Below are 11,712 nucleotides of genomic sequence, written 5' to 3' on the forward strand. Positions count from 1 at the left end.
AACATGGAGTTAGACAATGATTCAGCCTAACGAGTTTAGCCAAGAAAAAGCAACAGCTCTCCCTACACCCAATGACATGATTTTAAGATGGGCAGAAGAACGTCCAGATGAAGTCTACTTAAAACAAATAATTAACCGCCAATTTGTTGAGTTCACTTATAAAGAAGTGGCCGACAAAGCACTAAAACTGGCATCAGCATTAGAGGGACTCGGAGCTCAACCCGGTGACCGAGTCGCTCTCGTGTCTAAAAACTGTGCAGAGTGGTTTATCTGTGACCTTGCCATGATGTTAGGAGATTTTGTCAGCGTCCCAATCTTTCCTACTGCTGGCACAGACACCATTCAGTATTGTATTGAGCACAGTGAAAGTAAGATTGTGATTACAGGCAAACTTGATGATCCTGCGGCAACTCAAAAAGTACTCGATGACAATCCGAACTTAGTGAGCATTTCGCTACCATACGATAGCGCTGCGAAGTGCCAACACACTTTTGAACAGCTCATCGATACACACGAGCCATCAACCAAACGTCCTCAACATCACGATGATAAGCTAATGTCACTTGTCTATACGTCTGGTACATCAGGACTACCAAAAGGTGCTATGCTCACCTACGGCGCCTTTACGTGGTCTGTACAAAGGTTGATCGATCATATTGGTATTCAACCTGGCGATCGTTTGTTTTCTTATCTGCCGCTCGCCCATATCACAGAACGCGTTTATATCTTTGGCTCTTCAGTAGCCGGTGGTGTGGTCACCGCTTTCCCAGAGTCGTTAGACACATTTATTGATGATGTGAAAATGCACCGACCAACCTTGTTTATTTCAGTGCCTCGTTTATGGACTCTGTTCCAACAACGAATTCAAGATAAGTTACCGCAGAAAAAACTGAACTTTTTACTTAAAATCCCGTTTGTTAATAACATCATTAAGAAGAAACTGGCTGATGGTCTGGGGTTAGACCAAGCTCGCGTTCTTGGCTGTGGTTCAGCTCCGGTATCACCAGCTCTACTTGCATGGTATGAGAGTGTTGGCCTACACATTACCGAAGCTTGGGGAATGACTGAGTCTTTCGCCTACAGCACGATTAACTACCCGTTTAGAGCAGACAAAATTGGCACTGTAGGTAATGCTGGTCCGGGCATTGAACTCAAAATTGCAGAAGACGAAGAGATTTTAGTTCGAAGCAAAGGCATGTTCTCTGGTTATTACAAAAATGACATTGCAACTCAAGAATCTTTTAACTCAGAAGGTTGGCTTCATACGGGTGATATTGGTGATATTGACAGCGAAGGCTATTTAACGATTCGTGGGCGTAAGAAAGATACCTTTAAAACCGCGAAAGGCAAGTTTGTCGCTCCTGTACCAATCGAAAATAAACTCTTTGAGTACAGCCGCGTGGAGATGATGTGTTTGATAGGCTTAGGCTTACCTGGCCCTATCCTGCTCGTAGTGCCGCATGACTTCCCTAATTTTGATCGGGCTCGTTACGAAAGAACAAGCAAACGCGTCATTGAAAAAATGAACGAACAGTTAGCTTCGCATGAGAAGATCAAAGGCGTACTGATGATTAAAGAACCGTGGAGTATTGAGAATGGCGTGTTAACACCAACGCTTAAAATCAAACGACATATCCTTGAGCAGAAATATCATGAGATCGGTCATAACTGGCCGAAAGATAAATTAGTGGTTTGGGAAGAATAGTCAAAATCGAGAAGGAGCCATTTTGGCTCCTTTTTTGTAAGCTTACATTATAAGTACTTAGTACAATCAACAGAATCACTACTCTTGCAATCTAAACCGACGTCATTTCTCATTAGATGACTTAACGATTACGAGCAAACAAGTTGGATGGAAATAGATATCTTTGATATAAGCATGACACCTGGCGTACAAGTTAACTTATGTTTTGATCCTAGCTCACCGAGGAAAGAGCGTATTGCGGCGTTTACTGAATGGCTACATGAAGAAGTTTCTGATATCTCAAAGATCTAGCGTTGGTTTTGGTGTAACTCTTCCTAAGAAGAAAGAGTTCGTCTGATCATCTGAATCACTCCCAAAATGACTTTCTCACCTCTTCATTAGCCTGACCTCGGGTAATACCAACATCTTCAAGTAAATGATCTGACAGTTCAGCTAGGTGCTTTCTCGTTCTACGGTTCTGAAAATAAAGTCTAAATTTAGAATAGAATTCCTTAACTGATAATGATGAAAACAATGCTTGATGACGATTTGTTCTCGCAGTTATCGTGTTCATAACCTTTCTCCTATTGATTCACCGCTTTGTTATGGTCAATAATCGACCAACAACACACTCGCGACAAACGATAGATACTGGCATTCAGTTAAGGAAAACTAATGTGAGAGAGCGAACCCCACCTTTCCAAGGGATCTACTATTTTTATACTGCAGCTGAAACAGGCAGTTTTAAACTCGCGGCTGAAAAGCTGTTTGTCACGGCAGCTGCCGTCAGCCAACAAATTCGTCAACTTGAAGAGTGGTTAGGTGCAGACTTGTTTATTCGTCAGCACCGAAAAATAGTATTAACCCATGAAGGCGAAATACTGTACCTGCAAGCGAAGAAAGGCTTTGCCCATATTCAAGATGGAGTAAGACGAATTAACCAAGATCCAAACCCTACTCAGCTGTCGATTTCTACCGTACCTTCCTTTGCTCAGCATTGGCTAGTACCGAGAATTGGCGACTTTCGCGATCGCCACCCTGATCTATCCATGTTAATTGAGCCGACTAACAAGCTAGTCACGTTTGAAGATTCTAATATCGATATCTGCGTTCGATATGGTCATGGAAATTACCCAAATATCGAATCACGCTGGTTGATGGACGAAGTAATTTATCCTGTCTGCCATCCTATTTACCAAGAAACGCATGGAATTCATTGTATAGATGACCTTCACAAAGCCGAACTGATTGAAGATCGCTGGCCAGATATGGATTGGAGTCTCTGGTTACAAGTAGCCGGGGTAAAAGCTGGCCGCACATCATTACAATTTGATGGTTCGCATTTCGTTTTAGAGGGTGCGCTATCTGTTCAAGGAGTCGCCCTTGTTAAGCACAGTTTGGTGTATCGCTATCTACAAGAAAGGAAATTAGTTCGGATAGGTAACATCGCACTTCGGCCTAAATACAATTACTATTTATGTGCACCCGCTGGTTACTTTAACCGTGAAAAGATAAAACGTTTTGAAGCATGGATGCAAAGCCAGGTTCAGCTATTTAGTTATAAAGGGCGGGAGGAGCTTTCTATTATCGATACCGACTACCAGTTGAAATGGTCGGATAATTCACCTGATTAACCTGATATACTTAGCCCAAATAAATGGCGAGAACATCTCATGACACAAGAAAACAACCCACTTCACGGGATCACCTTACAAAAACTACTGACTGAATTAGTTGAACATTACGGTTGGGAAGAACTGAGTTATATGGTGAACATCAACTGTTTTAAAAAAGATCCGAGTATCAAATCTAGCTTAAAGTTTTTGCGTAAAACGGACTGGGCACGTACCAAGGTAGAGCAAATTTACGTACAGTTGAAAACCAATTAATTACCTTTAACACAGCGCACTAATTATGGTACGAAAGTATGAGTAATTAGTGTTCGCTCCAAGCTAAAACTTAATTTTCTATTAAAAATCAAACGCTAAGCAAATATCACGTTAGAGTTATTGAATAATATTCAATAAATACTACTATTATTTAACCTAAGATAGCGATATCAAACACCCTAGCTTACGGATAATTATAGACTTTATGTTTGAATAAATAGAGAGGTCATCATGGAAGCTGGTTCTGAACTCGGTTTGGACATTCATGTACTTACCCGTAATAACTCATACTTACGGGTGATAAAAGACCTACTTGGTTTATCTCTTCCTAATGCTCAAATAACCCATGCTCAGTGCTTCATGCAAATACCCAAACTAGCACCTGAAACTGTAGTTTTATTTGATATTCAGACTATGCCTTGCCCCAAAAGATACGGGTTTATTCTCCATGAACGACACGAGTTCTGGTTAGCGGTAAATGTCAATGACAATACATCGACAATATGGCTAGAAAAAGGTTTTTCGGGACAAGTAGGTCAAAATTTCGAATTCATATCGAAGGCAATACTCTCTGTTTATCAAGAAGATATATGGTTTCCTAGAGCTATTCTAAATAAGCTTGTCTCTTTTTATCAAAATAATGAACCAAGCTTTGAATCTGCTTGCGAAAATTTAGTTAATTATAAAGAGTTAACAAAAAAAGAAAGGGATACTTGCTCATTGATCCTAAAAGGGCTGTCAAACTCTCAGATAGCATCTCAGCAACACGTCAGTATCAACACAGTGAAGACTCACTCATCAAACTTACTTCGTAAATTACACTTACGCTCCAGGTATGAACTTCTTGCTCAGGTAAAAAGCTTTAATTAGATTCCATATAGCAAGGTCACAAGAAATTAGTAAGATCACAAGAAAAGTGGAATATAACAAAACTCATTCTAAACTCACCCTATGTAAGCGATATTTTTCACTCTATGTGATGAGGTTTGGCACTTTGTTCCCTCGTAACCTTTAAAGGTGATGCACGGGTATGCATCTTAAATCAACGAGGGATTGAGTTATGAAAAAGTTACTTCTTGCTACTGCTGTAGCAGCCGCTTCACTTTCTTTTGGCGCTTCTGCGGTTCAATTTAACAATGCGGTGGACTTTACGACACTGAGTAAAACGGACCAAAAAACGATTCGAATCGAAGGGCGAGTTCCGAAACGCTGTCTATTACGAATAGGCAAAAAAGACGTGAAGAATAACGTTCTACGCAAAGCGAACAAAGTACACGAGGATTCATGGTCAAATGGATTCAACAATAAAGAAGTATTAGTGGGTAACTTACGTGCATGGTGTAATTACGGTACTGATTTGGAATTTTCAGTAACGGCTTACCAGCTAAACGGTGTAACCAAGCACAATATGAGTGAGAAAATTGACTACCAAGTGAAAATTGGTTCAGAATCGGTCGCGGATACCGCAAGCGACCACGGCTTGGAAATGACGGCGTCGCCAATACCATCATTGGGCGAACACTTGGTGAACAGCATCAACAAACATCCAATTTATGTTCAACCTGAAGATTCAGGCTTTGCACGAGCAGGTAAATACAAAGGTAAAATTAAAGTGAGTCTTGCTGCGGCAGGTCCAGCAAGCTAAAAGCCGATGACACTTTAAGGATGATGTCTTTTAGACAAATAAAACTTGGCTCGGTTATCGAGCCAAGTTTATTTTATGGAGAAATATCAATGACTAGGATTATAACTCTTCTATTTTCTTTATTTTTCAGCTCAGCCCTTTTCGCGTACGAAGTCAGTCCAATCTATCTAGAACTCGATGATGTTGGTCGAAATGCACAAGGCTTGTACAAAGTGACTAATGTGGAAGAAGAACCAATCCTTCTAGAAGTAAATGTCTACCAAACTGATTTTTCTACTGGCGAAGAAATTTTAACACCAACGGAAGATGAGTTTCTCGTCCTCCCACCTCAAGCTAAAATTGACGGGCTAAAGTCTCAGACTTTCCGCGTACGTTACATGCCAACAGGGCCAATAAAACAAACTGTCACTTACCGTATCGTCTTTTCACAAATTGAACTAGAAAATCAAATAGAGGAAGATGAGGACAGTTCTATTTCCATGTTGCTAGAGTTTGCAACTTTGGTTTTTGTCTCTCCCACATCCAGTAAATCGATTCCAACCACGACAGTTCAAAACAGCCAGGTCGCTATCCGCAACGATGGGAAACGAGTACTGAATATGAATGGTATGGAGTTTAGCTTCTCTGGTGGCAAAGCAAACAAAACAGTTGATTGGGAAGTATTAAGTAAAAAGACAAGCGCTTATTTAATGCCAGGAACGACCGTCAAGTACACTTTACCAAGTGAATTAGGGCAACCAAAGAAAGTTTCTGTTAAAACAATCGATTAACGAGACTTTCGTGAAGAATCTCATTTTATGCCTCACATTAGTCACAGCCATACAAACCGCGTTTGCGCAAAGTTGGTTATTCCCATTTCCCCTGACTTGGGGTGAGAACACTATAGGTGAAGTGAATGCGTATTCTGATGGTATGACTGTTGGCTCTATTAACGTGGAACAGCTTGCTCAGTCAACTCAAAAGCTGATCAACCCTGAGACACTGACAGCGTTACGAAATTTATCCGAAGAATACATTACGATCAAACAACTGAACCATATGGGCATCAGTGCAACCTTCAACTCTTCCGATCAAAATATTAATTTAGTCATTGATGAAAAGGCTGCAGCTGAGTTCTTGCTGTCGTTTGGTAGCAAGTATGAACCGGCTAAATATTCAGAAAGCACTTTTTGGACAATACAGAATACACTGAATGCGAGTACGGACTACTCCTTATTCAGCGACTCTAATACAGAGGACACGCAAACGTGGCTTGGTGAGTGGTTATTAAAAGCCAATATTGGTGGCGTTCGAGGCGCCAATCTTGACATTTCCGGTTTTGTTAGCGGTGGTAACGATATCAACTCTGATGTGTATCGTGGCGAAGCTCGTCTTTTCTTTGATGAACCTAATACCCCTTTTCGACTAACCTTTGGTGATGTAACCCAAGCAAGTGCTGGACACCTTCCTAGTACACCTCTCGGAGGCATTGCTTTTGAACGTTTGTATCAAGACTTACAACCTACCCGAAATATCCAAAATGGAGGAACTCAACCACTGGTATTGAATGAGAGCGCTGATGTCGAAGTCTATATTAACGACGTTTTTCTCACTGAAATTCGCTTACCCCCGGGGCGATATACACTTGACGACTTGCCTCTCGTTTCTGGTACCAATGACGTTCGATTGGATATAAGTTATCAATCAGGTAGGACCGATACCATCGTTTATAGCCAGTTCTTTAACTCACGTTTGTTACGTGAAGGCATTTCTGATTTTGGCTTCTACTCTGGTTTAACGTCGACGATTGAAGATAACAACTTTAAGTATGACGACGAGCAATGGGTAACTTCTGGCTATTACGACTATGGTGTCAGCGATACCTTAACAATTGGCGGAAACGCTCTGTATCACCCCGAAGGGCAACAAGTCGGCATAATTGCAACAATTGGTTCTGATTGGGGGAACTTGGGGGGTCGAGCCTCTGCACAAAACAACAAGCCCAGTAATGATACAGGTAGTATCTACAGCTTAGATTACTCCCACCAATTATGGGGAACAGACAGTTACGGCTCCCCAAACTTTCGTCTTGGAAGTGAGTATCAAGATAATTATTTTGCATTGCCTTGGCAGATTACGGATGCAAATACTGGGCTCCGCGTCTTTTCAAACTACGTTTTCAGTATTACGGATAACCTTAGTTTAATCCTGAGTGGTGACTACCGTGACTTTGAAGAGTCAGAGGTGCAATGGCAGGCTTCTACGGAAATTGCTTGGCAATTTTACAATCTAGCACTTTCTGCAGGTGTAGAAAAAGAAGAGAACCCAAATGAAAACATTGACGAAACTCGGTTTACTTTTTCTGCAGATTGGGATTGGAACTCTGACAATGGAGAATACAATGCAAATATATCCTACTCCAATGAACCAGATACCTATCGAGCTCAATTTCAACGCCCTTCAGAGGACTATACAGGCAGTTACGGCTATGCGGTGACAGCAGAAGGCGATACTGATTCTCAAGCTTACTCAGTCGAAGGTAATTATGTGGCAAACCGTTTTATCACAGATGCTAAGGTTTCTCACCTAGCATTTGATAGCTCAGCAAGTTACCAAACCGCTTCTTTACGAGCAAGTACAGCGCTTACGTTGGCTGACGGTAACTTAGCTTGGTCACGACCTCTCAATGGACCAGTGGCAATTATTGCCGTCCATGACTCGTTAGATGCTGATGTAGAAATAAATGCGGTTGCAGACGATCCTGCAGAATCGATATCTACCTATACTATCAGTAATGCCGTTCAGTTGTCTGGAGGCCACCAACTGTCCACTGTCTACATTGATGCGCCAGATGCACCTATAGGGTATGACTTTGGCGACCACGAGTACAACATTACGCCAGGAACACAAACGGGCCATCTAATAAAAATCGGTTCTGCAGCATCGAAAACCATCATAGGTAAGATTGAGATCGGGCAAAACAAACCATTAAAACTCATCCAAGGTCAGTTGGTTGGACAACAGAAAACGTATGAATTTTTTACTAATCGATCAGGCAGGTTCGTTGTGGAAGGCGTTGCGCCGGGCAACTACACCATCGTCATAGATGGTTTTATCCCAACAAAATTAAACGTCCCAGAAATCAATGACAACCTGATTTACTTACCAACTTTACTCATTAAAGAGGGATAAACCATGAAACACTTACTTAAGCTCTCAGTGTTCGGTTTAGCCATGTTATCTCAACCACTTTGGGCCGAATGCAATGGCAAATGGACACTAAACGTCGACAGAAGCAATATTGAATTTAAGCGAGATTTGGGCGCTTATATTCCTGCTTATCTAGAGTTGTCGCGTGATATTCAGAGCTGTCGATTCCCGATGGCCCTAGTATCGATCAACAATAAACAATCTAGCTACTTAAGTTCAATCGGAGCGAATTTGCCCCTGACAATTCTAGACAAAAACTTTCGTCAATTGAGTCACTTTCCTAGCAAGGGCTTTCAACTACCTCTGGATAATAGCCAAAGGACGAAGTTTTGGATAAAAGTTCCAGAGGCTAAAGTAGCTGCGTCAGGTAACTACACCGGACTTCTTGAAGCCTCTATTTCCCTAAATAGAAAACGAGAGACAAAAAATGCCAAAGTGAAACTCAACGTCCCTGCGTTTGTAGCTTTCAACTCCGTTCCTAACGCACCAAACCTTCAACGCTCAGGTAGCTCAGGTTATCGCTTCCAGCTTGGTGATCTTGAATCTAACCGCACCTATCGCTCCGATTTTGATCTTCTTTCAAACTCGAATGTAAGGTTAGTCGTAAAGCAGAAATATGGTGAATTAAAGCAGAAGTCGGAACCCAATATCTCGATCCCATATACGTTGCGATTTAATAACGCCTTGGTAAACCAGAAGTCAATTTTTACCTTCTCAAACAATGATGAAACCAAACGTTGGGGGGTTCCCCTTGAAGTAATGCTAGGTAACATCGACTTTGCGAGAGCTGGTAAATATCAAGATACGATAACGGTTGAAGTAAAGGCTATGCCATAGAGGCACGTGATAAGCAAACTTACGGTTTAATCAGTGGACAAAGGAAAATACCTCCAAACTGTAACGAACACCGTATATGACTTTATTACTATCCAACGAAAAGGAACTGATGCATTCCCAGTAATTTTAAGTGTTTGGATATAGACACTTAAGATAGGAGAACAACATTGGTTTAGTTGATAACAAAAAGCCCCGCAAGCTTTCACTTGCGGGGCTTTTTAGCTAATTTAGAAAAGGGCTAATTACTTACCAGCTTCTTTTTCTGCTTTAACTTTTGCAATCACTTCGTCAGCAACGTTAGTTGGACATGGTGCGTATTGTGCGAATTCCATAGAGAATTGGCCACGACCAGAAGTGATAGTACGTAGGTGACCGATGTAGCCGAACATCTCAGAAAGAGGTACGTCAGCTTTAATACGAACACCAGTAACGCCAGCTTGTTGATCTTTGATCATGCCACGACGACGGTTAAGGTCACCGATAACATCACCAACGTGATCGTCTGGAGTAAACACGTCAACGTTCATGATAGGCTCAAGAAGTTGCGCGCCAGCTTTAGGCATAGATTGACGGAATGCACCTTTCGCTGCGATTTCAAATGCGATTGCAGATGAATCGACTGCGTGGAAACCACCATCGAAAAGTTCAACTTCAACGTCTAGCGTAGGGAAGCCAGCTAGTACGCCGTTATCCATCATGCCAGCAAAGCCTTTCTCAACTGCAGGCCAGAACTCTTTAGGAACGTTACCGCCCACAACTACAGAGTTGAACTTGAAGCCTGAACCAGGTTCACCTGGTTTGATACGGTAATCGATCTTACCGAATTGACCAGAACCACCAGATTGCTTCTTGTGCGTGTAGCTATCTTCAATTGCTTGAGTGATAGTTTCACGGTAAGCAACTTGAGGAGCACCTACAGTTAGGTCAACGCCGTATGTACGCTTAAGGATATCTACCTTGATGTCTAGGTGAAGCTCACCCATACCTTTCAGGATAGTTTCGCCAGTCTCTTCGTCAGTTTCAACTTGGAAAGATGGATCTTCTGCAACCATTTTACCGATCGCGATACCCATTTTCTCAGAACCGCCTTTATCTTTTGGAGATACAGCGATAGAGATTACTGGAGTTGGGAAGACCATTGGCTCAAGCGTAACTTGATCTTTAGGATCACATAGAGTGTGACCAGTTTGAACGTTCTTCATACCAACGATCGCAATGATGTCACCAGCTTGTGCGCTAGTTAGTTCGTTACGGTCATCTGCTTGCATCTCAACCATACGGCCAACACGCTCAGTCTTACCAGTAAATGAGTTAAGGATCGTGTCACCTTTGTTCAATTTACCAGAGTAAATACGAACGAAAGTTAGAGCACCGAAACGGTCATCCATGATTTTGAATGCAAGAGCTTTGAATGTTTCGTCAGTAGAAACGATAGCGTGTTCGCCAGTTTCTTCGCCGTTTTCATCCATTAGAGGTTGAGGATCAACTTCAGTTGGTGCTGGTAGGTAATCTACTACAGCATCAAGGATAAGTTGCATACCTTTGTTCTTGAACGCAGAACCACAGAACGTTGGGAAGAATGCGATATCACGAGTACCTTTACGGATACAACGCTTGATATCTTCAACAGAAGGCTCTTCACCTTCCATGTAAGCTTCCATTAGGTCGTCGTCTTGCTCTACAGCAGTTTCGATTAGCTCTTCACGGTATTGCTCAACGTCATCAACCATGTCCGCAGGAACATCAGTGATTTCGTAGTTTTCAGGAAGACCAGTGTCATCCCAAACGTATGCTTTACGGCTTAGTAGGTCTACAACACCAACGAACTCGTCTTCACGGCCGATTGGTAGAACCATAATTAGAGGAGTAGCACCTAGAACGTTTTTAACTTGGTCAACAACGTTGTAGAAATCTGCACCCATACGGTCTAGTTTGTTAACGAAGATCAGACGAGATACTTCTGATTCGTTAGCGTAGCGCCAGTTAGTTTCTGATTGAGGTTCAACACCACCAGAACCACAGAATACACCGATACCGCCATCAAGAACTTTAAGAGAACGGTATACTTCAACTGTGAAGTCAACGTGTCCAGGAGTATCGATAACGTTTAGACGGTGATCGTTCCAAAAACAGCTTACAGCTGCTGATTGGATAGTAATACCGCGCTCAGCTTCCTGTTCCATGAAGTCAGTCGTTGATTCGCCATCATGTACTTCACCAGTCTTGTGGATTTGACCAGTTAGCTTAAGGATACGCTCAGTGGTAGTTGTTTTACCCGCATCAACGTGCGCGAAAATACCAATGTTTCTGTATTTCGATAAATCTGCCATTGTCTTACTCTGTTAATAGGATATAAAATGCGCGCAGAGTATATCACAATCTGTGAAGACTGATAGCTTTGCATGCATTTGGGACTAAAAAACTTTGCCTTTTTCTAACATGTAGAAAAAGGCAATCTGTAGAAACAA

Annotated in this window: 11 protein-coding genes; 9 read left to right on the forward strand and 2 right to left on the reverse strand. The window is 41.9% G+C overall.

The features are described from left to right. Positions 1-16: 16 nt before the first annotated feature. Together ACFI6G_RS09845 and ACFI6G_RS09850 are read left to right on the forward strand one after the other, a co-directional pair. Complete coding sequence (locus ACFI6G_RS09845; RefSeq protein ID WP_065100275.1) at positions 17-1,705, forward strand: AMP-binding protein; 1,689 nt, start codon at positions 17-19, stop codon at positions 1,703-1,705. Positions 1,706-1,852: 147 nt separating this feature from the next. Further along, a complete protein-coding gene (locus tag ACFI6G_RS09850) occupies positions 1,853-1,996 on the forward strand; it encodes a hypothetical protein (protein ID WP_016790418.1) in 144 nt (47 codons plus the stop codon). Positions 1,997-2,051: 55 nt separating this feature from the next. Here the strand turns inward: ACFI6G_RS09850 and ACFI6G_RS09855 are convergent, their stop codons facing one another. Then, positions 2,052-2,258: a DUF1127 domain-containing protein gene (locus ACFI6G_RS09855; RefSeq protein WP_010436235.1), complete on the reverse strand. Its 207-nt coding sequence runs from the start codon at positions 2,256-2,258 to the stop codon at positions 2,052-2,054. Between the two features lie 103 nt (positions 2,259-2,361). Between ACFI6G_RS09855 and ACFI6G_RS09860 the strand changes: the two genes are divergently transcribed. From ACFI6G_RS09860 to ACFI6G_RS09890, 7 genes are all read left to right on the forward strand, one after another. Beyond that, entirely contained in the window at positions 2,362-3,318 is a 957-nt protein-coding gene (locus tag ACFI6G_RS09860) for a LysR substrate-binding domain-containing protein (protein ID WP_016796734.1), read from the forward strand. A 39-nt stretch (positions 3,319-3,357) separates the two neighbouring features. After that, complete coding sequence (locus ACFI6G_RS09865; RefSeq protein ID WP_010436225.1) at positions 3,358-3,573, forward strand: VF530 family protein; 216 nt, start codon at positions 3,358-3,360, stop codon at positions 3,571-3,573. A 231-nt stretch (positions 3,574-3,804) separates the two neighbouring features. Further along, positions 3,805-4,443, forward strand: coding sequence for a helix-turn-helix domain-containing protein (locus tag ACFI6G_RS09870; RefSeq protein ID WP_010436223.1), 639 nt, complete (start codon positions 3,805-3,807; stop codon positions 4,441-4,443). Between the two features lie 190 nt (positions 4,444-4,633). After that, on the forward strand, positions 4,634-5,218 hold the full coding sequence (locus ACFI6G_RS09875) for a hypothetical protein (protein WP_010436221.1): 585 nt from the start codon (positions 4,634-4,636) through the stop codon (positions 5,216-5,218). An 89-nt stretch (positions 5,219-5,307) separates the two neighbouring features. Continuing rightward, complete coding sequence (locus ACFI6G_RS09880) at positions 5,308-5,988, forward strand: fimbrial biogenesis chaperone (protein ID WP_010436219.1); 681 nt, start codon at positions 5,308-5,310, stop codon at positions 5,986-5,988. A gap of 10 nt (positions 5,989-5,998) precedes the next feature. After that, positions 5,999-8,389, forward strand: a complete 2,391-nt coding sequence (locus tag ACFI6G_RS09885) for a fimbria/pilus outer membrane usher protein (protein ID WP_372035330.1) — start codon at positions 5,999-6,001, stop codon at positions 8,387-8,389. Positions 8,390-8,392: 3 nt separating this feature from the next. After that, entirely contained in the window at positions 8,393-9,244 is an 852-nt protein-coding gene (locus ACFI6G_RS09890) for a hypothetical protein (protein WP_016787787.1), read from the forward strand. A gap of 242 nt (positions 9,245-9,486) precedes the next feature. On the opposite strand, the gene fusA is transcribed toward ACFI6G_RS09890, so the two are convergent. Further along, positions 9,487-11,574, reverse strand: coding sequence for an elongation factor G (gene fusA, locus ACFI6G_RS09895; RefSeq protein WP_010436214.1), 2,088 nt, complete (start codon positions 11,572-11,574; stop codon positions 9,487-9,489). Between the last annotated feature and the right edge of the window lie 138 nt (positions 11,575-11,712).

It is taken from the genome of Vibrio sp. PSi01 (assembly GCF_054960695.1).